Genomic DNA, 25,907 nt, shown 5'->3' on the forward strand with positions numbered 1-25,907 from the left:
TGAGGCCGGTTAAGTCCAGTTGCGCCCGATTGCGAGCCAGCGTGCTCAGGCCGTGACGGCTCGCGCTGTGAGGAAGGGCAGCACGCGCTCCAGCAGAAGCTGGGGGGCTTCTTCGGCGATGTAGTGGCCACACGGCAGTGCTTCGCCTTGCACGTGTGGCGCATAGCGGCGCCATTCGGCGAGCGGCTCGAAGCATTCCTCGATGACGCCGTCTGCGCCCCACAACGCCATGAACGGGCAGCCGATCTGCTGTTGCGCATTCAGCGTTGCGCGGTCGTGCTCGAGATCGATCGTCGCGCTCGCGCGGTAGTCCTCACAGATGCCGTGCGCGGTGCCGGGGTCGGACAGACAGCGCAGATACTCCGCGTAAGCCGCTGCGGTGAACGGCGCAAGACCTGCGCTGCGCGCGCCCATCGTCTGCTTGAGGTACAGGTCCGGATCCGCGCGGATCAGCGTTTCCGGGAACGGCGCGGGTCGTATCAGCATGAACCAGTGCCAGTAGGCGCGTGCAAATTGGAACGAGGTTTTCTCATACATCGCGAGGGTCGGCGCGACGTCGAGCGTAACGAGGCGCGTCACGACGTCCGGGTGATCGAGCGCCAAGCGTGCGGCGACGCGCCCGCCCCGGTCGTGGCCGATCACCGCGAACGATGCGAAGCCAAGGCTGCGCATGAGTTCGACCTGGTCGAGCGCCATGCGGCGCTTCGAGTAGCTGGAATGGTCGGCGGCGCCCTGCGGCTTGCTGCTGTCGCCGTAGCCGCGCAGATCGGCGGCAATCACGGTGAAGTGTTCGGCCAGTGCGGGCGCGACCTTGTGCCAGATCGCGTGCGTTTGCGGATGGCCGTGCAACAGCAAAAGCGCGGGGCCGCTCCCGCCCTTCACCGCGTGAATCCTGACGCCGTCGACGTGTGCCGACGCATTCGTGAAACCTTCAAACATAGTTGCCTCCCGACGTTGCTTGAAGTCTAATTGATGACTTAATCGATTGGGTTTCCTCAAAAGCAATCCGGTCGTAACTTTTAGGAATGAATTAAGCGACGTGAAGGAGTGACGTAATGGACGGCTTCTCAGACCTGAACCTGTTCACGCTAGTGGCGCGGCATCGCAATCTTGCCGCCGCGGCGCGCGAGCTCGGTGTCACGCCGCCCGCCGTCAGCAAGCGGCTCGCGCAACTGGAGCGGCGTCTCGGCGTGCGGCTGATGAACCGCACGACGCGGCGTCTCTCCCTCACGCCGGAGGGCGAGCTCTACCTCTCGAACGGCTCGCGCATCCTCGACGAACTGTCGGAACTGGAACAACTCGTGACGCGCAGCCGGGCCGAACCGACTGGCCTGCTGCGCGTGAATGCGTCGTTCGGGTTTGGGCGGGCGCGCATTGCCCCGGCGGTATCGGATTTCGTCGCGCGCTTTCCCGCGATGAAAATCCAGCTGCATTTGACCGACCGGCCAATGAGCCTGCAGGAAGAAGGCTTCGATGTCGGCATCCGCTTCGGCGAGGTGCCCGACGCGCGCATCAATGCGCGTTTGCTGCTGAAGAACCGGCGCATCGTGTGCGCTTCGCCGGCTTATCTCGCGCGGCATGGCAAGCCATCCGTGCCGCACGATCTGACTCGTCATGCGTGCATCGTGCTGCGCGAGAACGACTCGGCGTACGGCACATGGCACTTCTCGCGCGGCAAGCGTGCGGAAACGGTCAAGGTCGACGGCTCGTTATCGAGCAATGACGGTGGCACGGTGCTTCACTGGGCACTTGAAGGGCGCGGCATTGTCGTGCGCTCCCAGTGGGAGATCGATGGATATCTCGCGCGCGGAGAACTCGTGTCCTTGCTGGACGATTGGGCGCTGCCGGACGCCGATATCCACGCGATCTATCTGGAGCGGAACCAGCTCTCGGTGAAGCTCAGGACATTCGTCGACTTTCTGGGTAGCTATCTTCAAACGCAATCCCGGCGCTAGAATCGGGCACACCCCATCAACAATCTCAGGAGACACAGCCCCATGAATGATCAGCCGTTCGGCCGCTCCCGTCGTGATTTCATGCGTATCGCCGTTACAGCAGGCACCACCGCGGCGCTGCCGTGGATGCAGGACGCCCAGGCGCAGTCACCGGCCAACGCCGCAAGCACGGCGCCCGCAGCGGGTCATTCGGCAAAGGGCACGCAGCTGATCCTGCTCGGCACCAAGGGAGGCCCGACGCCGTCCGACCTGCGCGCGGCGCCGGCAAACGTGCTGGTGGTCGACGGTCAGCCGTACGTGGTCGATTGCGGCAACGGCGTCGCGCTGCAGTTGACCAAGGCCGGCATCAAGCTGCCGGGCATCCGTGACATCTTCCTGACGCACCATCATTCGGATCACAACGCCGACCTCGGCAACCTCGTGTTCCTCGCCTGGGCCACCGGCCTGCGCACGCCCGTCAATCTGTACGGGCCGCCGCGCATGACAAAGATGATCGACGACTTTGTCGACATGAACGCGATCGACCTCGACGTGCGAATGCGCGAAGAAGGCCGCCCGCCGTTCCGGCCGCTCATCAACATCCATGAATTCGACGGCCCGCGCCTCGTGATGGAAGACGACCGCGTACGCGTCACCTCGACCCTGGTCGATCACTACACGATCAAGCCGGCATTCGCTTACCGCTTCGAGACACGCGACCGCACCGTGGTCTTTTCCGGCGACACGACCTACTATCCGGCGCTCGCCGAGTTCGCGAAAGGCGCCGATGTGCTCGTGCATGAAGTGATGTACCTGCCCGCGCTCGAAAAGCTGATGAAGACCGTCGACAACGCGCCGACGCTGCTCGACCACCTGATGAAGAGTCACACCTCCACGGAACAGGTCGGCAGAATCGCCGCGGCGGCGGGCGTCAAGACGCTGGTGCTGAGCCATTTCGTGCCGGGCGGCGACCCCGCGATCACCGACGAGATGTGGGCCGCGGATGCGCGCAAGCATTTCGACGGGCAGATCATCGTCGGAAAAGACTTGCAGGTTATCTGAGTGTCGGACAAGGCCACCATGCAATCCGCTGCGATTCCCCTGACGTTGCTGACCGGCTTTCTCGGCTCGGGCAAGACCACCTTGCTCAATCGTCTGTTGCCACAACCGGCGCTGGGCCGTTGTGCCGTGGTGATCAACGAACTGGGCGCGATCGGTCTCGATCATCTGTTCGTCAGCACCTCGCGCGACGAGACTATCGCGCTGCTGGAAAACGGCTGCCTATGTTGCGGCGTGCGTGACGAACTGGCCGCGACCGTGGCCGATCTGCTGGGACGCCGCGAGCGTGGCGAGATCCCCGCCTTCGAGCGGATTCTGATCGAGACCACGGGGCTTGCCCGACCCGGCCCCGTGATTTCGCTGCTGCTGGGTGACCCGGCGCTTGAAGGCCGCTTGCAACTCGACGGTATCGTGACAACCGTGGATGCGAAACACGGTGCCGCGCAACTTGCCCGGCATGAGGAATCGCGTCAGCAGGCGGCGGTTGCGGACCGGCTGTTGCTGACCAAAGCAGAACTGGTCGACGCGGCCGCGCTTGCCGAGCTCGCGGCGGCACTTGAGGCGCTGAATCCAGGTGCGCCACTCATTCCCGTGCGCAACGGCGAAGTTGATGCGCAACAACTGCTCGACATCCTGACGCCACGCGCCTTGCGCCCCTGGTTGCGCGCCGAGCCTGCGCCGCGCAAGTCGCTGATGCGTGGCGCTACGGCGTCACGCGTGGCCCATCCGGACATCGACAGTTTCTGCCTGACTTATTCGCAGGCATTGCCGATGCAGGCGTTCGAAACCGCGCTGACCGTCCTGCTCGGCTATCACGGTGAACGTATTCTTCGGGTCAAGGGAATCGGCAATTTCATCGGCGAAACACGGCCTGTTGTGTTCCATGGCGTGCAGCAGTTGCTGCATGAACCGTTGCGGCTTGAAGCGTGGCCTGACGACGATCACACGACACGGCTCGTATTCATCGTGCAGGGGCTCGCCAGGTCGGTGATCGAAGAGACCATCACGCATTTTTTGCGTGAAGCGGGGGTGGAAGATGATGCGATGCCTTTCGACGGAGCGCGTCTCGCCGCCGTGGATCGCACATCGGATAGTTACCTGGGATAAGGCGCGCCGTCTTTCTGCACAAACCGGCCACCGGCATTGGAACTCGTCATGTTCAGCGGCGGCGGAGCCATTCATCAGCAACGTCGCCCATGGTCTTGGGCGTTCCGTTTCGAATCCAAGTCATGAAATCCCGGTCGAATCTGAATTCGGCCCCACACTCAAGAATCAGGAAACGACGCACATTCTGGGTATTTCTGTAGGTCTTGTCGACCAGCGTGGCCCGCGTTATAGGTCCGGAATGCCAATCGAACTTCATCTGAATTCTCCGTTATGGTTGACTGCACCGGGCAGGCGATGTTGCTCGGCGCGTTGATTGATTCCGCTTGCTTAAACACGCAGCGGGAGAGTTGCGGCAAAAAAATCAGTGGCACGACGCACACGTGCCGGTACAAAGCGACGTTTTGGCCAGATGAGGCTGACGTCTCTGACGTCGCTTATAAATTCGTCGAGAATCGTGATCACGTCCGGATGCCGCAGTTCGTCGGCAAGAGAAACCTTGGCGAACAGACCAATTCCGACACCGGCCAGAACGCCGGCCCGGATCGTCTCGACACTGTTGGACGAAAGATTTCCGCGAACGGATACGCTGAATCGACCTTCCGGCCCAACGAACGGCCAATTCGCCGACTCTGTCAGGCCGCCGTACAACAGGCAATTGTGATTTACGAGCTCGTCAGGAGTCTTTGGTATTCCGTATTGTTCGAAGTAGCGACGGGATCCGACACATACGAGCGGGGTACTCGCCACGCGCCTGACAACCGCATCAGGATAATCGACAGGACCCACCCGGATCGCCAGATCGATCCGGTCTTCTACCATATCTCGCACGACATCCGAAAGGACAAGATCGACCTGAAGACCGGGATAGAGTGACAACAACTCGGGTATGAGTGGAAGAACGTGCAGGCGCCCGAAAGTGGACGCAACTGCAATCCGGATCAGACCCGAGGCGTTAAGCGTGCTGCTCGTCAGCTCGCTGTCGGCTTCATCCATCTCGTCCACAAGCGGTCTGGTCCGATCGTAGTATCTCTGCCCCTGGTCCGTCAGGGTCACGCTGCGTGTGCTTCGGTTGAACAGCATCACGCCGAGGCGTTTCTCCAGCGCGCCGACAGCCTTGCTGATAACGGACTGTGACTCGCCGGTTCTACGCGCCGCGGCGGAAAAACCGCCCGCTTCAACGACGGCGATGAAGGCGTTCAGTTCGTGAAACCGATCCATTGCGCTCCCCTCGTTTGACCAATTCCCTTAGAGAATAGATCTTATGAGAAATCCGCGGATTATCTTTGTCTGCGATGACAATTACCATCTTTCTGTCATTCACGAACAGACGGAAGGTTTCCATGTCCACTCTCGCAGGCAAGACTGCCGTTATTAGCGGCGCAACGAGCGGTATCGGTTTGGCGATTGCCCAACGCTTTGTCGCCGAAGGTGCTCACGTCTTTATCTTCGGCCGCCGGCAAGCTCAGCTCGACGAAGCCGCCAGACTGCTCGGACGTAACGTCACCGCGATTCAGGCTGACGCCGCGAACCTCGACGACCTCGACCGTGTCGTCGCGGCCGTACGAGAAGAAAAGGGTGTCGTCGATATCATCGTGTCGAACGCGGGCTTTACGGAGCAGGCTTCGATCGACACCATCACGCCCGAGCATTTCGACAAGGCGTTCAACCTCATGGCCCGCGGTCCGGTCTTCCTGGTGCAAAAGCTGCTGCCGATGATGACAGGCAGCGGATCGATCATTCTGGTCTCGTCGGCCATGCACCTCATGGGCATTCCTGGCCACACCGCTTATGCGGCGACCAAGGCGGCGTTGCGCTCCTACACCCGCACCTGGACTGCGGAATTCAAGGATCGCGGCATTCGCGTCAACATGCTCAGCCCGGGTGCAACCGACACCCCGATTCTCGACGCGCAGTCGGCGACACGCGAGGATCTGGTGAACATGTACCAGAGCATGATCCCGATCGGGCGACTCGCACGGGCCGAGGAGATTGCCAACGCGGCGCTTTTCCTGGCGTCCGCACAGAGTTCCTACGTGGCGGGAGCGGATCTGATGGCCGATGGCGGTATCGGCCAGGTCTGAGTCTGAATCCAAGACTCAGGGATTGCCGCCTGGCCGCCTGGCAAGAGCCCTTAGCAGAAGGTACTTCGGCTAAGGGCGCTAATACTTATCAATGCGCGCCGGGTCAGGCGCGCAACTGCTTTGGCGATTCCAATTGGCAACGTTGTTGAATTGAGCAACGCCGAACGCTCGCACAGTGACAATCAGTTACACATTTTCAATTTGCTCTCTCTTGTTCTTCTATCCGCGCTTTGCTAACTTTTAGCCCGCTGGGATAACCGAAGCGCTGCCTCGAAACCCATTCTCCCATCCGCTACGTGCTCCATATGGAGTGCTATGTATAGCGCATTTGTGAATAGGGTTCTGCGATGGCAAGATTCGTCTGGCTGCGTCTGGCAATATCGCGCTTCGTCGGTGTCGTCGAACGCGGCCTCATCAATTTTCTCGCGACTGCCACGCTTACCCCGATGTGCGAAGCCGCACTGCAAGCGGGTCAGCACCGCTCTTCCGTCAGCTCTTCGCGACAACCGCATGTCGCAAATCCACATCCTCCCGGTTCGCGATTGCCGCACTACGGCTTGCGTGATTCACTACGCATTCCTGTTCAACACGATCGCAGACTGATTGCATCTGATCGGCATATGCCGGGTGCTGTCTTACGCCATCGAATCCGTCATCCCGCCATCTCCCCGGCGGCACAACCGTAGTGCCCACAGCGCGATCGGCGCCCATTGCCGTCGCGCTTTTTCGTTTGTAGGTAACCAGACGCTCCCTGCATCAGCTTTACGTGATGCAGGAGCGTCACCGCGTTGACTCTCCATTGACTCAAACAAATAACGCTCAAAAGGAATGCACATGAAAAAGAGAAAGATGGTTGTGATCCTGAAGCCGACCTTGCTTGCTGCGTCCGTTCTACTGTTGATCGGCGCGTCGTACAGAAATGCTAACGCCTATCCTGCATGGGCACCCGACACTTACTACGCCAGCGGCACAATCGTCACCTATAACGGCAAGAACTATCAGGCAGTCGTGAATCAGACGGATTATTCGAGCTCCGGCTGGAATCCAACCGTGACAAGTCTGTGGACGCAGGTCAATGCGAATTCGACCGGAGGCGGCACGTCCACTATGTCGCCGCCGCCCGCATCGACTGGGTCCTCCGGCAGTTGCCCTGCCACCTGGAACGCCAGCGCGGCCTATACCGCGGGCAATGTCGTGACTTACAACGGCATCGAATACAAGGCGAACTGGTGGACCCAGGGCCAAAATCCGGCTTCCTATAACGGTGGTTCCGGAAGCGGTCAGCCGTGGACGGCAATCGGTAGCTGTGCGGGGTCCACTCCAACTCCGACACCTACTCCAACACCAACACCAACACCAACACCTACTCCAACACCAACACCAACACCCACACCCACGCCGACGCCAACACCTACTCCGACACCCACACCTACGCCCACCCCGGGAAGCTGGACAGGCGGATCGGTACCGGGCTGGCCGTCCTACGTTGCGATGGGCGCAATCGGTGGTCCGAACATCACGCCGCCAACGGCCAGCTCGACCGGTGGCAACGACGACTTCGGCGGCAAGCCCGTCGACGTCGTCTTCAAGTACGCGGGCGTGAACGGCAACGGCGACCCGGGCGTGATCGATCCGCCCACCAACGCCTACCGGATGACCAATGACTTCAACGCGCTCGCGCCGATCAACCAGCATCCGACCCGCGTGGCCATCGTCGAATACACCGCGCAGATGAGCGGCGGCGCCAATTTCGACGATTTCACCAACGGCACAGCGGGCCAGAGTTCGTCCAACCCGGCGGCCACCTATCTGATGGGACGCCATTTCGCCAGTCTCGCCGCGGACGCGATCATGCTGCACAGTTCACCGGTGACATATCAAGGGCTCAACTACTACGGCTCGCTTCTGATGAACCCCGATTTGCTGGGCGCCATGCAGCAGAACGGCTACGTCGGCATCGCGAATTCGGCGTTGCCCGCGGGCGCAGTCAACAAGGCAATCGCGCAGGCGATGTGCCTGATGACGACGAGCCGGAGCTACACGAACACATCCAACCCGAACGGTCTCGGCTCGGCGTCCTATCTCGGCAAGACCTATACCGGTACGCCCGTGCAAATCCTGCAGGGCATGCTGGCGGACGGCTACCCCGAGTGGAGCTTCGACGGCGCGAACGATCCATTCTGGAATTCCAGCGTCAACAACTCGACGTCGGCTAGCACCTATAGTCAGGTCGGCAGCTGGTTCAATGCCTGTGTGAACAATCCGGTGTACAACACGAACGCGTATCCCACACCAACCTTCCCCGCAGGATTCGCGGGCTGGGTGCAAGCCAACAACTGGCTGATCCGTACGCTCGCGCCGAAGGGAACCGTGACGTTCGGCTGGCAGGACAACATGTGGGCCGTCGGGTCGGGCTTCTGGCTGCATCAGAATCTGACCGGCGCGCAGATCGCGTCGGCCTATTCGACGCCCGTATCGACCTGGCTGAACAGCAACGCGCCCGCAGCGATCAGCATGTCGAATGCGGTCGGCCCCGACTTCTTCCTGTTCGACCGCTATGAAATGGACGACAGCGCGGCGCCCGGTGCCGCGACGCTCTACAACGCTCGCTCGTGGGACAACTACCTGAGCGCCGTGGGGCAGCTCAGTCAAGCGAACGGCAACATTCCGATCATGCTGTGGCAGATTCCAGGCTCGCATATTCCGAACACGGCCGAGACGAATCCGGAGCTATTCCAGGGCACGGCGGGTTCGTACGTCTTCAGTACGGCACCGGTGTACTTCTTCGGTGACAACAATCTCACGGCCAACCTCGGCAACATCATCAAAGGGCCTGCGAGCAGCTCGAACACGAATACGTCGGTGGGGAATTACGCTGTCTCGTGCGGAGCGACTGCTTATAACTGTCTGACGGCGAATTCGACTTATCAACAGTATCTGCTCGAGTACAACAACAAGCCGGCCAACTATAACTGGAGCGCCGATAACGGAAAGCTGGCGCTGGCCGCGAGCAACAATGTGTTTGCGATCTTGTGGGGCGGTGGCAATACGACCAACGTGATCAAGAACTTCAGCAATACCGACGACCACGGATGGCTGGCGGCCAAGCTGATCAAATACTTCGCCAGTCCGACGCGAGTCGTTACGCATTGAGTAGCCGCCCCTTCCCTGACCCAGGTGGAACGTGCCTCAAGGAAGCCGATCGATGGGAAGGGGCACACTATTCGAACATCAAATACTCGGGACGAGACGCAGCGCATCGGCGGCTTGATTCGGAGGTTCTTCAAGGGAAGAAGACATCGTGAGCCGGACAACAGATGCAGAAACCGAAAAGCTGCCTTGCGTATACTACGTGGGCAGTTGCAAGCCTCGGGATAGTAGCCGGGCGCTACCTGCGCACCGCGACATGTGCAACATCCTGCGTTACCGTAACGCATGACGATGCGAGCATTGATCCACTTATACGACTAGCGGCACCGGTGTGACGTTGGAGTGTGGTTGCCGACCTGCGGCGCCCACCGGTTCGATCTCTTGATGGAGTTCTTATGGAATCGAAAGTCAGTGGCCTGTTACACGAAGCGCTGTCCAGCGAAGCACAAGCGGCTATTTTTCTCCCCTGGATCGAGCAGGCCTTCGGTCCGTCACTGCCCTTGCTCACGCAGATCAACGAGGCACACGTGGTGATGCTTCATGACACCGGCCTGCTGACGCCTGAAACCGCGTCGCAATTGCTGGCCGTTGTCGATGATCTCGCCGTCGCCGGACCCGCCGCATTCAAGCTGGATGGATCGCTGGAAGACGTCTATTTCAACTACGAAGCAGAAGTCATCGCGCGCCTCGGCCAGGATATTGGGGGACGCCTGCACACGGCCCGCAGCCGGAACGATCTGCAGTCGACGCTAGACCGAATGAGAGGACGCCAGCTTGCGCTGTCGCTCCTCGGAGGGACGCTGACGTTGAGACAGTCGCTCATCAACCAGGCCTCGCGATACGCGGACTGTGTGATGCCCGGCTATACCCACCTCCAGCACGCGCAACCGATCACCTACGGCTTCTATCTTTCAGCTGTGGAGAGGAGCCTGAAGCGCGACTTCGATCGATTAACGGGCGCATTTCGGCGCATCAACGAGTGCCCCCTTGGTGCGGGCGCAATGGCCGGCACGACCTTTCCCATCGATCGTCAATCTGTCTCCGCACTGCTCGGGTTTGCCGCGCCTGTCGCGCACGCGCTGGATGCAGTCGCGAGCAAAGACCCGCTTCTTGAGTTGCTGAGTACCGCGTTGTTTGTCGCGACGACCTTTGGACGTCTTGCTCAGGATTTCTATCTGATGTCGACGTTTGAATTTTCGACACTCGAGTTGCCCGACTCCCTGGCGATTACGTCCAGCATCATGCCGCAAAAGAAGAATCAGGCGGTTCTGGAGTTTCTGAAGGGACGTCAGTCGCATCTTCTCGGCGCGCTGGTGACGGGTTTTGCTTCATTTCGCGCCGCACCTTACTCGCACGTACTGGATTCGAACGCCGACAGTCTGCACTGGCTGTGGCCAGCCGTTGACGAGCTCGTCCAAACCATTCCCGTGGTGGACCAGGTTATCAACCGAGCGACGCCGAAACCGGAGAGAATGCTCGACCTCGCCGGCGCGAATTTCTCGACGGCAACCGATCTCGCTGACTACCTCGTGCAGCATAAAGGTCTTCCGTTCAAGGAGGCTCACCGCATTACGGGACGTATCGTCAGATTGGCAATCGACGCGGGACTGGGCGTCGCCGACATTCCACCGGAGCTCGTTTCGCGCGCCGCCGAGGAGACGACCGGGCGGCAGCTGTCGTTGTCGAAACAGGAAATCACGGAGGCACTCGACCCGCGCGCCGCCGTTGCACGAAGGAATGGTGGGGGGCCTTCGGCCGGTGACATGAAAGCGTTGCTCGCACAGGCGGAGTCGCAACTTGCCGTGGATCGGGAGGAGCAAGGCAAGATCCGCTCGTCGATCGAGCACGCCGCTAATCTGCTTTCCGCACGCGTGGCCGAATTGCGCGGGGCCGCTGGGACGGCGGTCTAAAAGGAGCCGGCAACGAACACCGGTGCTCTTCGTTGCCGATGTTTGCTCGCTTGCCACGAGCAGGCATACATCGGCGAACCATTCGATCTGAAAAGACTAACGGTGGGCCGCCACCGGATTCTTCACGAACGTTGAAATCGTTTCGACGACGTGATCCGCCAGCGGGAGATCCGAGTTCGAGTAGGTGGCCAGATTCTCTGCCCGGTCCGTAGTTCGTACCGCTTTGAGGACGTGATTGGCATTGGCGATGAGCATAAGTTCCGCTTGCGGATTTGCATGCTTCAGCAATTGCGCATCCTGCTGGGTGACCTGCAGATCCCGCAATCCCTGCACGATGAGTACTGGTTTTTTGTAGCCTGCCAGAAGAGTCGTCGGGGTAACGGTCAACTCGCTCATGAGAAAGCGCTGCACTTGCGGCCGGAACAATGGCAGCAGAGCGGGATCGATCTTTGCCGCGTCTACCGTCTGCCCCGTTTCAAGGTCGTCGAGCACGGACATGGCGTTGGTAAGCAGAGCGCTGTTTGCGAGGTTCGATCGCAATTGCTCCCTCAGTACCTGCCCGATTGGACGTCCCGGCGTAGATACCAGGATCAGACCGCAAATGTCCGCCGCATGCTGCGCGGCAACCAGCGATACCAATCCTCCCTCGCTGTGCCCCAATACCCATATGCAGGAAACACCCGTCCGCCGTCTGATGGCCGTCACCCACGAGTGCACGTCGCTCGCGTAGTCGTCGAGCGTGACGTCATCTGCATCGGGTATCGCGGACGCACTGCCGAACATGCCCCGTTTATCAATTCGAACCGAAGCGATACCATGACTTAGCAGCCCCTCGGCAATCAACCGGTAAGTCGATGCCCGAAGACCGTTTGGGCCATTGCCGTCACGGTCGGTCGGGCCTGAACCAGGTACGATCAGCACCACCGGGACGTCATGCGCGGCAGGCGACAACAGCGTGCCTCGCAATGGCCCTGAAGGACCCGGCGCGTCAATGTCCGCCCGCACTATCTGAGGCGGGATTCCAGATTGGATGGCTGCAGCCATTGCAATAGTCGCGAGAATACTCATACACGTCGTTTCCAGTGTGCGAGGCGGATTGTCAGCAATGTACTAGTCAGCCGTTCAGCTTGTATTGGCTGCTCGCAAAAATCGAGCTTGGTTTCCTCGTCTTTCGCCCTCTTTACGGCTTCGACCGTTCACAGTGGGGGACGATTCAACTTAACCCATTGCTGCACGGACGGCCGTTCCCACTGGCGCGTGGCGTAGTCGATCAACCTTGTCGGTAGCGGATCGCCGTTCAGGATGAGGCGATTGAGCATTAACGTCAGATCCGTATCGGCAATGCTCCACGTTCCGAACAGATTTTCCGCATCGCCAGGGAGCAACGCCTCAGCCACGTAAATCAACTTCTGTACCGCCGCCTCGGCTGCCGGCGTAAGCGCTGCTCCTTGCGCCCCATAGAACACCACCTCAGTCGAACGCTCCTGCCGGATGGACATCAGATCGCTGCGAAGCCACGCTTGCACCTGGCGCGCCCTCGCTCGAAGAAATTTATCGCGTGGGTAGACGGATGTTTCCGGAAATGCATCGTCGAGATACTCGGTTATTGCCGACGATTCCGACAAGGTGAAGTCCCCATGCACCAGCGTGGGAACGCGCTGCGTCAACGATTTGGCTGCATAACCCGCTTCGTGATTGGCGTCGCTGCCTAGATCTACAGTCGACAGATCAAACGGCAATCGCTTTTCGGTAAGCGCAACGAAAACCGACATGGCGTAGGGGCTTGCAAACTGGGCATCGGCATATAGGCAAAGACGACTTTCCTGCAAGGTGCTCTCCTGCATGTTGAGGTTCGTACGAAACCTTGATGATATACGGCGAATGACGGCTGATGGCTGATGGCTGATGGCGCCCAAAGATCGCTCCCGGACGGCGATCGATAAACCATCCTCGACACGATCGCCGATCCTGACGCTCGGCTACTGATCCGGCGATGTACCGTTGAGGCCGACCTTACCGAGTGCGGCGGGCAACTCCCTTTCCAGTATTGTCATGATCGCGCGCGTCTTCGACGGAACAGGGCGGGCAAACAGCGCATGCAGATCGAAACCCGGTACCGTGTACTCAGGCAGCAGCCGGATCAGACGGCCGCTTTCCATGGCCTCCGCGCAGACGGGTTCCTGGAGCACGCCAATGCCCGCGCCCGCGACGAGCATCTCGTAGACCGGTCGCCAATGGCTCATGCTGATTGCTGCCATGACTGGGGCCGAAATCGGCGACTGGTGTTCATCAACCAGTCTTAGCATGCCGTCGCCGAACAGGCCCATCACGCGAATAAATGGATGCGCGATCAGATCGCTCGGGTGATCCGGCGATCCGTACCGTTCCAGATAGCCCGGTGCGGCAACCAGCACACGCCGAACATGACCCAGCGGCCGGGCGATAAAGTTGCCTGCACTCAGGTGCCCCAGCCGCAACGAGATATCGACGCCTTCGGTAACGGGGTCGACGATATGGTCGTTCAATATCAGATCGATGCTGATCTGTGGATGCTGCTCGCGTATACGCAACAAGATACGCGGCAGAACGATTTCGCCGAGGCCCTGCGGCGCGGCAATACGCAACAAACCTCGCAAGGTGCGATCGTCTTGCGAGACCACAGCGCAAGCATCATCCGCGGCGTCGATTACCTGCTTGCTGCGCTCATAGAAGAGATTGCCCTCGTCCGTGCACGATACAGCCCGCGTACTACGGCGAAGCAGTTTTACCCCGAGGTGTTGTTCAAGCCGCTCAATGCGCTCGCTGACCGCAGGTTGGCCTATTCCGAGGTCGCGCGCGGCCCTCGACATGTTGCCGCGCTCAACCACTCGCACATAGATTCGCATCGCCGCCAGGAGATCCATGCGCCGTATCGTATCAGTTTCGCCAATAGCTGTTATCGGCGCAGGCGGCCTACCGCGACGCCAATGCATGACGCTACTGTGACGACCACCGTGTCTTCGCCCACAGAGCGCCAATGTCCAAACTCAACCTCAAACTTCTCGGTCCCTGCCTGCTCGCCATCGCTATCGACGCAATGGGATTCGGCCTGGTCTATCCCATGATGTCAGCGATATTCAACGATCCTCAAGCCGGGATTCTGGCCGCCGACACCGGCACTCAACTGCGCACCTTCTACCTCGGACTTGGCTACGGGATCTATCCGTTCTGCATGTTCTTTGGTTCATCCTTGATGGGAGAGCTTTCGGATGGTTACGGTCGCCGGAAGATTCTGCTTTTGTGCGCTTCAGGCCTGTCAGTAAGCTACTTCTTGATGGCATTCGGTGCGCTTTGGCCTAGCGTGTGGCTGTTGTTAATCGGGCGCGGCTTGAGTGGGCTCACGGCCGGCTGCCAGGGCATCGCACAGGCCGCAATTACGGACATGAGTACGCCCGAGAACAAGGCTTACAACATGAGCATCATGTCACTTGCGTTCAGCGCCGGCGTGATTGTCGGTCCGGTAATCGGCGGCGTAACGTCGGACCGGACCATTGCGCCAGTCTTCAACTACGGCACGCCGTTTCTGCTCGTGGGCGGCCTATCGGCCATCTGTGCAATCTGGACTGCGCGCTCCTACCGGGACACCATTCCGGCGTCGGGAAATTCCCGCGTCGACCTTATGCTGCCGCTGCGCATCATCTATCAGGCCGCGAGGCACAAGGAGATCGCGTTCCTGTCGGTAGTCTTCTTTCTGATGCAGGTTGGCTACGGGCTTTATCTGCAGACGATCATGCTCCTGCTACAAACCCGATTCCATTACACGAGCTCGCAACTCGGGTTATTTAGCGGGTTGATCGGTATCTGCTTCGTCTTTGGCTTGCTGTTCGTGGTACGGCTCATGCTCCGGATCTGGAGTGTGGTGGACATCGCGAAGACCGGGTTACTGGTTGCCGGGGTATGTCAGATACTCTCGGCGCTCTTTCCACACGAAATTGCGTTGTGGGGACTCGCGATGCTGGTCGGCTGCTTCGACATGGTTGCTTACACGACGATGTACACCGCATTTTCCGATGCGGTGAGCGAAGCGCGTCAGGGATGGGCGCTCGGTGTTGCCGGATCGGTGATGGCAGTCGCATGGGTCGTTACAGGCTTCCTGACTAACCTGCTCCCAACGCTTGGCGAAATCGGGTTGCTTCTTGTTGGCGGCTTCAGCTTTTTGATCAGCTTCCTGTTGATGCTCGCCTATCGCCGGTCCCGTGCAACATCTCAAGCTTGCGCTGGTTCGTGAGTTCGCACGGCAGCGCCGTGGCTAGTAGCAATGCGCGACACCTTCCGCTCCCGGCTCAGACTCGCTCGCTTTGCCGTGGGCACCTCTATTCCATTGAATCACTGCAGTTTTGCGTAAACAAATCAGACCATTGTTGTTCTTCAAAGAAAGATTGCCAAAAATTACTAAAGATCCAATCCCCGGCGCCGACATAAACGTGAGAGCTGACGTTATCGGCGCTCAAGACTCAACCAACACGATCACCGCTTTCCCGGGAGCCGTGGTCGGTTTTCGGTTGTCGAAAAACGGACATGATCACCGGGTATCCAACGGAAAGTGAGCTACTTCAAAGACGCGAAACGCCAGCGCTTGATCTGCTGAATGGCGACATCATCACCATTCTCCTGAACACAAAACCTACATGAAAAAACTCTTCGCCCTCTCATGCCTGCTCGTCGCTGTTCCAGCATTTGCCGCAGCCCCCAAATGCCAGACCCAAACAATCGGGCAACACACGTCAAAGATTTGTATCACTGAGGTGCCGTTCCAGCACGACTACTACACGCTATCGGTCGACAACGCCGTGATTCTCTCCGTGCCGGACGACTACATCGAAAACGTCTCGCTCACCCATACGATTCCTGAAAACGCGGCCATCGAGTTCCCCCTGTCGTACCAGGGCACACCCACTGTGACCATTCAGGGAGGGTGCCTGCCTGTCAGTGAGAAGCAGACCACGGGGTCGAAAACGGTCGGCATCGAGGTAGCTCGTGTTTGTTCCTTCAAGTGGGGGAAGGAACAGATCGTCAAGGATCTCCGCTTCAGCTTCGAATGACGTCAGCGGCGATAAGAATCCTCGGAAGTCTCATCCGACACTTGTCCTCTTGCGCCACACGTGCAACAGGCGTAAGAGGGGCTCGCTGTCTCTCTGACGAAATGTCTTCAGTGAATATCACTGAGCGAAAACCGGAGCGTTTATCGTGAATATCAAGAATTTCCTCTTCGTCATGCTGGCGGTGATTTCTGCACCATGTTTTGCCTACAACTGTTCCGACTCGCAGGCGTACAAGAATGGTCGCATCGCACTTAGCGAGATGAACAAAAACAATAGTGCCCTGCTCGGCGTTGCCGTGAAATTCTTGCAAAAGAAGGACGGCATTAGTTTTGACGAAGCGCTGAAGGAGGTGATGCAACATCGCGCCTCGCCGGAGATCAAGGCGCAGGACGACCAACTCGCGCAAACGGCTTCAAAGATCCAGGCAATGAAACCGCAGTCTGAGGAGGAATGCATGGCGCTGCTTCAATTGCAGCAACAGTACGGCGCAATTGGTCAGCAGAAGATAACGCTAATCGTGAATGATGTGACTGGTGAAGATACATCGTCAAGCAAATAGTTGATTACACGCCAAGACGGCATGTGCAGACTTATCTGCAGTTTTCCCCTACGTCGATCTACGGTGATGCCCTAAACACTTCCACCTAAAAGAAACATCATGAAGTCCAAAATAACAATCGCCTGCACATTCGCGTTTCTCGCGGGCTGTACCACCGTTGGCCATCCGTATCCGTTTCCAAAAGACTCGGAGCCTGCCGCGGAACTGCAGATCCAGGGCGCAAGAGTCTATCTCCTGACATTGAACGAAAAGGGCTGCTACACGGGCAAAACATATGTCGACGGACGGCCGGGCGCCATGCCGGTGAAGGTCGTGCCAGACAGTCCGCTCGTGATCTCCTACGAGGAGAACGTCTGCATGATGCCGGCAATTTTTACACCGCAAAAAGACACGCACTATCTGCTCGTCGCCACGGAGGGAGCCAAGCCGCCCGATCCGAGCACCTCGTTCCTCGCATCGCTCGCGCGTGCGCCCGAGCGGCAATGCGCCGTTGGCGTATTCGAACTGGATAGCGAAGGTCATCCGCTCAAGCCCGTGAAAGTGACTGCAGTGAGGCCTCGCCAAACCGGACTAACATGCATCAAGTTTCGGTGAAGAGGCGAGTTATCAACCCGTTTCGAGCACACCGACAAGATGTTCTGAAAACGCCCTGACTTTGGCATTGATGTCTTTCCTCGACGGATACACGATAAACAATCCAATCTCCGGCGAGGAGGACTGATTCGAGTCCAGCTCGACAAGCTGCCTCTCGCGTACCTCTACCTCGCACAGGTGCGCGGGCAGAATGGCGGTACCGACACCGTCAATTGCCAGTTGTTTGAGCAGCGCGAAGCAGTTAGTGGCGACGGCGCGATCCTCTGCCGGAAGTAACGACGACGCCGAACGCACCAGATGGCCCGCGTTGGACCACTGCTCGAATACCAGACGCGAATCGAGTCGTGATTCAGCGTGGGGAGTCCCCTCACACCGCTGTACATAGTCAGGGCTCGCAAACACCCCAAATCGAAAACTGGCAATACGCTTCGCTACAAAATCGTCACTGCCAGGATGTCAGCCTCGAATAGCCATGTCGACGTTGTCGGCGACGAAATCATTCACCCTGTCGTCGACAATAACGTCGAACCGCACCGCGGGGTGGGATGCTCTGAAGGACGCAATCGCTTTACTCAAAACGGTAAACGGGAAATCGAGCGGCACGCTGATACGAATCGACCCGGTCAGCGCGGTTCCGGAATACATCGCCCTTTCGTTGGCCTCTCTAAGCGCGCGAATAGCCGGCGCGACCTGTTCGAAATAGCTTCTGCCATCCTCTGTCGGGGCAATCTGGCGAGTCGTGCGGCGCAGAAGGCGTGTTCCCAACCGGGTCTCGAGGCTTGCAACTCGCGCGCTGACAGTCGAACGAGGAATTTGCAGTTTGTGTGCGGCGGCGGAAAACGAGCCGCACTCCAGGACGGTGACGAAAGTCAGGCAACTGTTGAGGTCCATTGTCCATTCCATTGACAGATCCTGCCAATTTTAGTGGTCTTTTCGGGCTGTCTGCATTCGGCGAGGATAGCGACATCTGAGTCCACTCACGGACTGACTTCACCAGGAACCTTATCGACCATGCAATCTGAATTTTGCCAGCCTGCGGAAACCGTCAGCTTCGCCAATATGACTGTCCAGTTGATTAGCGGCGCAGAGGCGAGTCCCTTCACGATTATGGATATGAGCGTCGGGCAAAACGGTGGCGCGCCGCTCCACAAATCTCTCGACGAAGACAAGCTATTCACTTTGATTGAAGGGGCGCTGGATTTCACGTTGAATGAGACAACCCGGCGGTTAGAGGCAGGAAACAGCGTCAAGGTGGCACGCGGAGACATCCATGGTTTCGTCAATGGAATGGAGCGCCCTGCACGGTTGCTGCTGGTTTCCGCCCCGGCACGTCACGACGCATTCTTCCGTGCCATGGCGGCGCTACCTGTACCGCATGCGCCGGAAGCGGTGCGTGACGTCTGCGCAAAGTATCGGCAAGAGATCGTCGGTCTATGAGTCTGCGTGATTCACACCGCGGCCGCGTAACTTCATCTGAATAGCTAATCGACGTGACGACATGCAGTATTATTTCGACGGCAGCGAAACGTCGTGTCGACAATGGATGCTTCGCTACGTTCGAGGTTACCTGGTTGCGAGTATGAACCACGCATCGAAGTAAAGGAGAAGCGTAAATGGATGCAATAGCGTTGCCTGCGACTATTGGAGGACGTCAGTCATGATTCCGACAATCGTGCCGGCACAAACCGCGCTTATCGTCATGCATTATCAGACCGACATTCTCGGACTCTTTCCATCCGTTGCACCGACTTTGCTCGCCAATACGCGCAAGCTATGCGACGCGGCACGCGCCAAAGGCGTCAGCGTCTATTTCGCCAATCTCCGTTTCAGCCCGGGCTATCCGGAAGTCAGCCCATTGAACAAGAATGGGCAGGGCATCAAGCAACTCGGCCTCTTTGTCGACGACCGGACCTCGCCGGAATTAGGCCAGCAGGCCAGCGAACCGGTCGTCATCGCACATCGCGCCAGCGTGTTCTTCGGCACCGATCTGCAGGTACGCCTTTCCGCACAAGGTGTCGATTCGCTGATTATGGTCGGCATTGCATCGACCGGCGTCGTGCTGTCGTCGGTCGCGTATGCGAGCGACGCGGACTTCCGCCTGTACACAGTCAAGGACTGCTGCTACGACCCGGATCAGGTGGTGCATGAACATCTGTTCTCCACCGCGTTCGATTCGCGCACCACCGTGCTCTCGCTCGCGGATGCTTTGCAGTTGCTCGCCTAGAGGTTCGAGGTCCGCTCTGGCAAGCAGGCAAAACGAAGTCGCCACTGAAAATCGTATCAATGCGACGAGACGAACTTTGACCCCGGAAAGGCTGGTGGCAGCGCGAAGCTTTCGCGAAGGCGTTTCGTCTCAGCAGCAGGTGTTCGACCAAAGAGCCGCTTGAATTCCCGATTGAATTGAGAGGCGCTGGCATAGCCGACAGCATGACATGCCGCCTCTGCGGTCATGCTTTGGCGCACCATTAGCAGGCGAGCCTGATGCAATCGGGTGGATTTCACGTACTGCATCGGCGACGTACTCGTAATGGCCTTGAAGTGGCTGTGGAACGTAGGAACGCTCATTCCGGCCTGATTTGCCAAGCTGCGAAGATCGAGCGGCTCTGCATAGCTCGCATGAATACGCTCCAGCGCTTTCCCAATCTTGCCGAATTGCCCCTGCATCGCCAACGCCGCACGCATTGCTTTGCCTTGCCCGCCGGTGAGAACGCGGAAATACAACTCACGTACTAATCCTGGACCAAGGACAGCCGCTTCAAGCGGCTGGTTCATTGCCTCCAGAAAGCGCAGTACAGACGCTCGCATCGCCGCATCCATGGGACTCGACATCATGGTCTCCGGCGCGTCTTCAGCCGATGGCAAGCCATGATGATCTATCTGGATCATGAGCTCGGCCGCCAACTGAAAGTCCAGATGCAGGTACAGCGCCAGTAGCGGACACTCAGGCGTCGCGTCAGTCTCCATTGTGAACGGGACCGGCACGGCAACAGCGAGATAGTGCTGCTCGTCATACACATAGACCCTGTCACCCAAAAATCCCCGCTTTCTACCCTGGCAGACGATCACGATGCCGGGATCGTATAGCACCGGCGTGCGAGACAACGCACGGTCCGAGCGCAGGACACGCACGTCGCGCAACGCGGTCAGGTTGTAGCCTTCCTGCGGAGCTAGCGCAGTCAGCAGGGCCACCATCCGGCGCCGTTCACGTGTGCCTTCCGAGGAAACAGGTTGGTCAATGCTCTCGTTGCGAGCCGTTTTGTTCATAGAAATAGGCAATAAAAATGGAGAATCCGGTCTGATTCCCTGGATTCACTCAGAATAACATGCAACTCTCGAAACCAACCTCGGAGTCTTTGCAATGTCATCAACCAGAACCATGCTCATCACGGGCGTCAGTAGCGGCTTCGGACGCGCATTGGCCGAAGAAGCGCTAAGCGCAGGGTATCGGGTCGTCGGCACGGTACGAAGCGAGCAGGCAAAACAGAGCTTTGAATCGCTCAACTCCGCACGCGCTTTCGGTCGAGTACTTGACGTAACCGACTTCGATTCAATCGACGATGTCGTCAACGAAATCGAGGCCAACGTGGGGCCATTGGACGTACTGGTGAACAACGCCGGTTACGGTCACGAGGGCGTCATGGAAGAGTCGCCGCTTGCCGAAATGCGTCGGCAATTCGACGTGAACGTGTTCGGTGCCGTTGCCGTTATGAAGAGCGTCTTGCCGTATATGCGCGAGCGCCGACGCGGACATATTCTCAACATCACGTCGATGGGCGGCTTTATCACCATGCCGGGAATCGCCTATTACTGCGGCAGTAAATTCGCGCTGGAGGGAATCTCAGAGGTCCTTAGTAAAGAAGTCAAGCCGCTCGGCATCCACGTGACCGCAGTGGCGCCAGGGTCTTTTCGCACTGAGTGGGCCGGTCGTTCGATGGTTCGAACGCCGCGCTCGATTCCCGACTACGATTCGCTGTTCGACCCGATCAGAAAAGGACGGGAAGAGAAGAGCGGCAGGCAACTCGGCGATCCTGTGAAAGCGGCACGTGCCATGTTGTCCGTGATCGAAAGCGACGAGCCGCCATCGCATCTTCTACTAGGAAGCGATGCACTCGGTTTGCTACGGGAAAAACTCTCGTCACTCAGTGCGGAATTTGACGCGTGGGAAGGTGTTACCAGATCGACGGACGGCTGAGTGCGCGCAACGCCTGCATGGGGGAACGGTCTGGATTATGTCGTTCCTCCCAGGTGACGAATCCACACAAGCTGTCTTGCGAACGTTCCCTCACTCAGCAATCGAACGAATGACCCTCGCCGGATTTCCTCCGACAAGCGTATTCGCGGGAACGTCTTTGGTAACGACCGCCCCTGCCGCGACGACCGAATTCTCCCCTACCGTTACGCCACCAATGATGGTCGCGCCGGCCGCGATCCACACGCCCTTCTCGATCACAATGGGTTTTCCGATTGTGACGGCGCGTCGCTGCGAGGGTTCAAGGGGATGACCCGCCGTGATGATGCTCACGTTCGGCCCGATCATCACATCGTCGGCGATGTCGAGGCCGCCAAGGTCATAGAACGTGCAGTTCTGATTGATGAATACATTACGCCCGATGCGTATTTCGTCCCCACCGGCAGTGTAAAACGGCGGGATCAGCAAAAAGCTCTCGTCTACTTTTTGTCCGATAAGTTCGCTGAACAAGGTCCGAATTTCGTCCGCGTCGTTGAACGTCAAGCGGTTAAGCCTGGCGGTGATCGCCATCGCCCGTTTGATGTTTGCCAACATGGCCGCTGATTCCGGCGTTCTGCCGTAAATTGTCCTGGTGCGATCGTCGTTCGGCATTCTTTATTTTCCTCGGGTTGTGGTCATGCCGTCCCGGCCAGGCAATGCGTGTCGCGCGCATGCGGCGGATAGCGGTGGCCGACGAGCTGGCCCTCGGGCCACAAGTATCGAAAGATCTTACAGCGAGCCAGGGTTGTGGCGGCGACGAGCCCGTAGAATGCACTGTGCCCAGGCGACGCAATCCATCAGGTCGCACGAGGTGAACGCGCAAGCCGCGGCCGATGCCGCAGCACGAAACGCTTGGAGGAGAAAACCATGACTGCCCCGGCTCATCACGCGTCCGACTTTCGCCGGCAGCGCGCTGTCGGCATTGCCGGCATCGCGGTCGCCTCGTTGCTTGCCTCGGGGCTCTGGCTCGGCGTCGATCTTTATATGTCGCCCCTGCCGGGCATGGACACCCTCGGCGCGCGGATGCTGCTGACGCTGAAATGCTGCTGCGCCGCGGTGCTGTTCTGCCTCGTGACGGGCGTCGAAGCCGTGGCACATGAACGATTGACCTCACCCGCGTTCGATCCGCTGGCGGGCTTCGAGACGCACAGATTGCGCGTCAATCAACGATACCTTCAGAACACGGTGGAGCAGATCATCGTGTTTGCGGCGGCGCTATTCGGGCTGGCCGCCTACTCCCCCGACGGCTCATCCATGCGTGCGGTCGTAGCGACCACCGTGATCTGGATCGTCGCGCGGGGCGCGTTCTGGCTCGGCTATCACCGCAGCGCAGCGCTGCGCGGGCTCGGGGCGCCGGGCATGGCGATCAGTATGATCGTGCTGCTCTATGTGACGAGCCGGTTTGGGCATGAGATCGCGGGGACGGTGGGGGCGATTGTTCCGCTCGTTGCTTTTTTCGCCATCGAGGCGGTGTTGTTTTGGGGGACGCGGCCGTTGAACGAGGGGTGACTCAATCGAATCCGGCGGCCCGAACGGCTCAGATTGCCCCCGAGAGTAAGCTTGGCCGCGCCGATAACGGCCATTCGATGCCATCATCGTTTGCTAGGTATGATGCTCGGCGGCACCCCCAACGCAGGAGTCTGGCAATGGTAGATGCAGTCAATCCAACGGAAGTTTGGGCGCCGTTCGGCGCCTTCTCCATGGCGGCTATTCAAGGCGATGGCCGTATCGTCCATCTCAAGGGGCAGGTGTCGCTCGATCGCCACGGGCAAGTCATCGGACTCGGGGATATCCGCGCACAGGTGCGGCAGGTTCTGGAGAATATTCGCAGCGTCCTGGCATCGATGGGTGGACAGATGGCGGATGTAATTTCGCTGGTCCACTATGCAACGGACATTGAAGCCTTCATGACCACCGGCGACATCCGCCAGGAATTTTTTGCCGCGCCATATCCTGTCACGACGACCGTTCAAATCCAACGTCTATATCGGCCTGAGCTGCTGATCGAGATCGCGGCGATCGCCGAAATTCCCCGCTCGCGGTTTCGGCGCCCCGGGCCGGGTGATTAGGCACTCGTGAGTGTTCTCCTCGAGCAAACCTCAACCGCGGAGCGCTACCGTGGCCACAACGAGAGCCGAGAAGACCAACGCAGGCGCGAGATGCCGGAACGACTCCCGGTTTCGCACCAGCGTGAAGAGCACGGCGACCAGGATCGCACCGGCCAGCATCAGGCCCAGGACTCTGGTTTGTTGTCCAAAAAGAAGTACCGCGGACAACAACTCAAGGGCGCCACAGAACAAATGAAACCATACCGGATAACCCCAGCGCGCGAAGTCGCGCTTCACCGCGCCGAGTCCTGCGAGGTTGCCCCCCCCCGCAACCGCGAACAGAACCGCTACGAGCATCGCGAGAATCGATTCGAAAGATGCACCATTCCACGCCATGGTCATGCTCCGCTGGTTTGCTGAAAGTGCTTTGATACGGAGAGGTCCGCAATCAGGCCAGGGCCATGGGGTTTCCACGCGAGAACTTGCCGGGCATGCTGACCGCTTACCGCCTGGTCGAGCGCCAGTGCGTCAGCGAACGGTCCAAACGATTTGCGCGCATCGTCGAGCGGCCAGAGTTCGACGCGATCGGCGCCGACCGAGGCCCGAATCGCTTCACCCATGTCGGCAACCGCAACGGCGTCTTCCGTGACCACGTTGAAGATCTGTCCCGCGACGCGATCGTCTCCGCTTGCCGCCCGTTCCATCGCACTTAGGTAGGCCGTGGCGAGATCATCGACGTGAACGGCAGGCCAGTGGTTGCGGCCATCGCCGACGATCCTCACGCTGCCGGTCTGACGGGCCATGCCGGCAAGCATGCCGAACACGCCGCCGCCGTAGCCGTGCACCATCGCCGGCCTGAGGATCACTGCGGCAATCGCGCGGCTTGCTGCAAGCGTCAGCACCTGCTGCTCCACTGCGGGCCGCCAGGCGATGAGTGGAGTCGGATTCAGCGCCGATGCTTCGGTCACAGGCTCCCCTTTCGCATTGCCGTAGACCCAGGTGCCCGACGTATAGACAAACGCCGCGCCGGGACGCAAATGCGCAAGCATCGCTACAGCCGCGGCCTCATCGGCAGCAGCGGCGGAAGCATCGTTGGTCGACGCGGCGTGCACCACGCCATCAGCGGCACCGGCTGTCGCAGCGAAAGACTGTGGCTCGCGCAGGTCGCCTGAATGCAGCGTCACACCGAGACGTGCCAGCGCGCCGGCGGCCGCCGAACTGTCCCCGCGCACCAGCGCCGTCACCTGATGGCCCAAGCTGATTGCCTTGCGCGCGACCGCTTGCCCGATGAAGCCAGTACCACCTGTAATGAACAGTTTCAAAGCGTTCTCCAATAATTGGCTGCGACGTTGAATGGTCAAACAAACGAGACTCATCGGTCTCGTTTATGCAAATCTAAACGAGACTACCCAGTCTTGTCAACCGGTCGATGATCTGTTATTTATCTCGTATGGACACTTTTTCTCTCTCTGGCCTGAGCCCGCTGCAATGCCGCAAGCGGTCTGCAATTCTCGACGGCGCCAAAACCGTTTTCTTACGCGAAGGTTTCGGTTTTGCAACGATGGACGATGTCGCCGCGGCCGCCGGCGTCGGCAAGCAGACGGTCTACCGCCACTTCAAGTCGAAGGAGGCGCTCTTCGTTGGTGTGGTGAATACGATGTGCACCCAGGTGGGCGCGCTGCTCGCCGGCGCTCTGAGCGAGCAATCCGGCGGCGCACCCGAAGTCGAGTTGCGCGAGTTGGGATGGGTGCTGGCACGGAGCCTGATTACGCCGGATAGTCTGGGGCTGTACCGGGCCATCGTTGCCGAGGCCGCGCGTTTCCCGGAACTCGGCCAGGTGTTCTACGAAAATGGCGCAAAGGTTGTGCGTGCCTTCGCCGCAACCATTCTGCGGAAGCGATTTGACGAATCGACTGCTGCATTGCGCTCAGCGACATTCGTTCAGTTGGTGCTAGGCGACGCGCATCTGGAACTGACACTTGGCTACACGGTGCCGGATGTCGACGCGCGCTTTGCGCTGCAGATTGACGAGGCGGTAGCGGCTGCACTTCGCTAAGGAACGCTGCACAAGATATCGAGCCGCTGCATGCAACCCGCCACAGACTTTCCGATTCGCCGATAACGGTCTCTCGATACGCGGCAAAAATGCTAATGGA

At 59.2% G+C, this 25,907-nt stretch carries 26 protein-coding genes and 1 pseudogene; 16 read left to right on the forward strand and 11 right to left on the reverse strand.

The genetic code is table 11. The features are described from left to right. Window positions 1–45: 45 nt before the first annotated feature. Window positions 46–939: an alpha/beta fold hydrolase gene (locus tag BCY88_RS18120; protein ID WP_120345596.1), complete on the reverse strand. Its 894-nt coding sequence runs from the start codon at window positions 937–939 to the stop codon at window positions 46–48. Between the two features lie 116 nt (window positions 940–1,055). Between BCY88_RS18120 and BCY88_RS18125 the strand changes: the two genes are divergently transcribed. The 3 genes from BCY88_RS18125 (at window position 1,056) to BCY88_RS18135 (ending at window position 4,100) form a co-directional block, all read left to right on the forward strand. Further along, window positions 1,056–1,955: a LysR family transcriptional regulator gene (locus tag BCY88_RS18125; protein WP_120345597.1), complete on the forward strand. Its 900-nt coding sequence runs from the start codon at window positions 1,056–1,058 to the stop codon at window positions 1,953–1,955. Between the two features lie 81 nt (window positions 1,956–2,036). Continuing rightward, entirely contained in the window at window positions 2,037–2,996 is a 960-nt protein-coding gene (locus BCY88_RS18130) for an MBL fold metallo-hydrolase (RefSeq protein ID WP_120345644.1), read from the forward strand. Then, on the forward strand, window positions 2,997–4,100 hold the full coding sequence (locus tag BCY88_RS18135; RefSeq protein ID WP_120345598.1) for a CobW family GTP-binding protein: 1,104 nt from the start codon (window positions 2,997–2,999) through the stop codon (window positions 4,098–4,100). It begins immediately after the preceding gene. Between the two features lie 52 nt (window positions 4,101–4,152). Here BCY88_RS18135 and BCY88_RS18140 read toward each other — a convergent pair whose 3' ends face one another. Both BCY88_RS18140 and BCY88_RS18145 read right to left on the reverse strand, forming a co-directional pair. Further along, complete coding sequence (locus tag BCY88_RS18140) at window positions 4,153–4,356, reverse strand: DUF6434 domain-containing protein (protein WP_120345599.1); 204 nt, start codon at window positions 4,354–4,356, stop codon at window positions 4,153–4,155. A 71-nt stretch (window positions 4,357–4,427) separates the two neighbouring features. Next, window positions 4,428–5,318, reverse strand: a complete 891-nt coding sequence (locus BCY88_RS18145; protein ID WP_120345600.1) for a LysR family transcriptional regulator — start codon at window positions 5,316–5,318, stop codon at window positions 4,428–4,430. A gap of 122 nt (window positions 5,319–5,440) precedes the next feature. On the opposite strand from BCY88_RS18145, the gene BCY88_RS18150 reads away from it, so the two are divergent. From BCY88_RS18150 to argH, 3 genes are all read left to right on the forward strand, one after another. Continuing rightward, a complete protein-coding gene (locus tag BCY88_RS18150) occupies window positions 5,441–6,181 on the forward strand; it encodes an SDR family NAD(P)-dependent oxidoreductase (RefSeq protein WP_120345645.1) in 741 nt (246 codons plus the stop codon). A gap of 834 nt (window positions 6,182–7,015) precedes the next feature. Further along, window positions 7,016–9,334, forward strand: coding sequence for a carbohydrate-binding protein (locus tag BCY88_RS40395; protein ID WP_183081394.1), 2,319 nt, complete (start codon window positions 7,016–7,018; stop codon window positions 9,332–9,334). Window positions 9,335–9,675: 341 nt separating this feature from the next. Then, a complete protein-coding gene (gene argH, locus BCY88_RS18160) occupies window positions 9,676–11,241 on the forward strand; it encodes an argininosuccinate lyase (protein ID WP_147408526.1) in 1,566 nt (521 codons plus the stop codon). A 96-nt stretch (window positions 11,242–11,337) separates the two neighbouring features. Here the strand turns inward: argH and BCY88_RS18165 are convergent, their stop codons facing one another. From BCY88_RS18165 to BCY88_RS18175, 3 genes are all read right to left on the reverse strand, one after another. Next, window positions 11,338–12,285 carry an alpha/beta hydrolase gene (locus BCY88_RS18165; RefSeq protein ID WP_404935702.1) on the reverse strand — a complete coding sequence of 316 codons (948 nt, stop codon included), beginning with the start codon at window positions 12,283–12,285 and terminating at the stop codon, window positions 11,338–11,340. A 152-nt stretch (window positions 12,286–12,437) separates the two neighbouring features. Next, on the reverse strand, window positions 12,438–13,085 hold the full coding sequence (yfcF, locus tag BCY88_RS18170; protein WP_147408527.1) for a glutathione transferase: 648 nt from the start codon (window positions 13,083–13,085) through the stop codon (window positions 12,438–12,440). 135 nt (window positions 13,086–13,220) lie between these two features. Further along, complete coding sequence (locus tag BCY88_RS18175; protein WP_120345603.1) at window positions 13,221–14,144, reverse strand: LysR family transcriptional regulator; 924 nt, start codon at window positions 14,142–14,144, stop codon at window positions 13,221–13,223. A 113-nt stretch (window positions 14,145–14,257) separates the two neighbouring features. Between BCY88_RS18175 and BCY88_RS18180 the strand changes: the two genes are divergently transcribed. From BCY88_RS18180 to BCY88_RS18195, 4 genes are all read left to right on the forward strand, one after another. Then, window positions 14,258–15,508 carry an MFS transporter gene (locus BCY88_RS18180; RefSeq protein ID WP_120345604.1) on the forward strand — a complete coding sequence of 417 codons (1,251 nt, stop codon included), beginning with the start codon at window positions 14,258–14,260 and terminating at the stop codon, window positions 15,506–15,508. A gap of 400 nt (window positions 15,509–15,908) precedes the next feature. Next, window positions 15,909–16,322 (forward strand): hypothetical protein, encoded by a 414-nt coding sequence (locus tag BCY88_RS18185; RefSeq protein WP_120345605.1) that lies wholly within the window; start codon window positions 15,909–15,911, stop codon window positions 16,320–16,322. A 145-nt stretch (window positions 16,323–16,467) separates the two neighbouring features. After that, the gene (locus BCY88_RS18190) at window positions 16,468–16,881 is read left to right on the forward strand and encodes a hypothetical protein (RefSeq protein WP_120345606.1); all 414 of its coding nucleotides are present in this window, start codon (window positions 16,468–16,470) and stop codon (window positions 16,879–16,881) included. A gap of 99 nt (window positions 16,882–16,980) precedes the next feature. Continuing rightward, complete coding sequence (locus tag BCY88_RS18195) at window positions 16,981–17,475, forward strand: hypothetical protein (protein WP_120345607.1); 495 nt, start codon at window positions 16,981–16,983, stop codon at window positions 17,473–17,475. A gap of 12 nt (window positions 17,476–17,487) precedes the next feature. Here BCY88_RS18195 and BCY88_RS40400 read toward each other — a convergent pair. Further along, a pseudogene (locus BCY88_RS40400) lies at window positions 17,488–18,378 on the reverse strand (LysR family transcriptional regulator). A gap of 108 nt (window positions 18,379–18,486) precedes the next feature. On the opposite strand from BCY88_RS40400, the gene BCY88_RS18210 reads away from it, so the two are divergent. Then, window positions 18,487–18,912 carry a cupin domain-containing protein gene (locus BCY88_RS18210; RefSeq protein ID WP_120345610.1) on the forward strand — a complete coding sequence of 142 codons (426 nt, stop codon included), beginning with the start codon at window positions 18,487–18,489 and terminating at the stop codon, window positions 18,910–18,912. A 220-nt stretch (window positions 18,913–19,132) separates the two neighbouring features. Then, window positions 19,133–19,699: a cysteine hydrolase family protein gene (locus BCY88_RS18215; protein ID WP_120345611.1), complete on the forward strand. Its 567-nt coding sequence runs from the start codon at window positions 19,133–19,135 to the stop codon at window positions 19,697–19,699. A 56-nt stretch (window positions 19,700–19,755) separates the two neighbouring features. Here the strand turns inward: BCY88_RS18215 and BCY88_RS18220 are convergent, their stop codons facing one another. Then, window positions 19,756–20,667, reverse strand: coding sequence for an AraC family transcriptional regulator (locus BCY88_RS18220; protein WP_120345612.1), 912 nt, complete (start codon window positions 20,665–20,667; stop codon window positions 19,756–19,758). Between the two features lie 166 nt (window positions 20,668–20,833). Between BCY88_RS18220 and BCY88_RS18225 the strand changes: the two genes are divergently transcribed. Then, complete coding sequence (locus tag BCY88_RS18225) at window positions 20,834–21,667, forward strand: oxidoreductase (protein WP_120345613.1); 834 nt, start codon at window positions 20,834–20,836, stop codon at window positions 21,665–21,667. 90 nt (window positions 21,668–21,757) lie between these two features. On the opposite strand, the gene BCY88_RS18230 is transcribed toward BCY88_RS18225, so the two are convergent. Then, window positions 21,758–22,315, reverse strand: a complete 558-nt coding sequence (locus tag BCY88_RS18230; protein ID WP_120345614.1) for a sugar O-acetyltransferase — start codon at window positions 22,313–22,315, stop codon at window positions 21,758–21,760. 255 nt (window positions 22,316–22,570) lie between these two features. Here BCY88_RS18230 and BCY88_RS18235 point away from each other — a divergent pair, with 255 nt between their 5' ends. Both BCY88_RS18235 and BCY88_RS18240 read left to right on the forward strand, forming a co-directional pair. Next, window positions 22,571–23,212 (forward strand): MAPEG family protein, encoded by a 642-nt coding sequence (locus BCY88_RS18235; RefSeq protein WP_120345615.1) that lies wholly within the window; start codon window positions 22,571–22,573, stop codon window positions 23,210–23,212. Between the two features lie 137 nt (window positions 23,213–23,349). Then, window positions 23,350–23,772: a RidA family protein gene (locus BCY88_RS18240; RefSeq protein WP_120345616.1), complete on the forward strand. Its 423-nt coding sequence runs from the start codon at window positions 23,350–23,352 to the stop codon at window positions 23,770–23,772. Between the two features lie 30 nt (window positions 23,773–23,802). Here BCY88_RS18240 and BCY88_RS18245 read toward each other — a convergent pair whose 3' ends face one another. Then, the gene (locus tag BCY88_RS18245) at window positions 23,803–24,147 is read right to left on the reverse strand and encodes a DoxX family protein (protein ID WP_120345617.1); all 345 of its coding nucleotides are present in this window, start codon (window positions 24,145–24,147) and stop codon (window positions 23,803–23,805) included. 2 nt (window positions 24,148–24,149) lie between these two features. Further along, window positions 24,150–25,073 (reverse strand): NAD-dependent epimerase/dehydratase family protein, encoded by a 924-nt coding sequence (locus BCY88_RS18250; protein ID WP_120345618.1) that lies wholly within the window; start codon window positions 25,071–25,073, stop codon window positions 24,150–24,152. Between the two features lie 128 nt (window positions 25,074–25,201). Between BCY88_RS18250 and BCY88_RS18255 the strand changes: the two genes are divergently transcribed. Further along, window positions 25,202–25,807 (forward strand): TetR/AcrR family transcriptional regulator, encoded by a 606-nt coding sequence (locus BCY88_RS18255; protein ID WP_120345619.1) that lies wholly within the window; start codon window positions 25,202–25,204, stop codon window positions 25,805–25,807. The last annotated feature ends 100 nt before the right edge of the window (window positions 25,808–25,907 follow it).

Origin of the sequence: Paraburkholderia fungorum (assembly GCF_003610895.1) — a bacterium.
Taxonomy (GTDB): Bacteria; Pseudomonadota; Gammaproteobacteria; order Burkholderiales; family Burkholderiaceae; genus Paraburkholderia; species Paraburkholderia fungorum_B.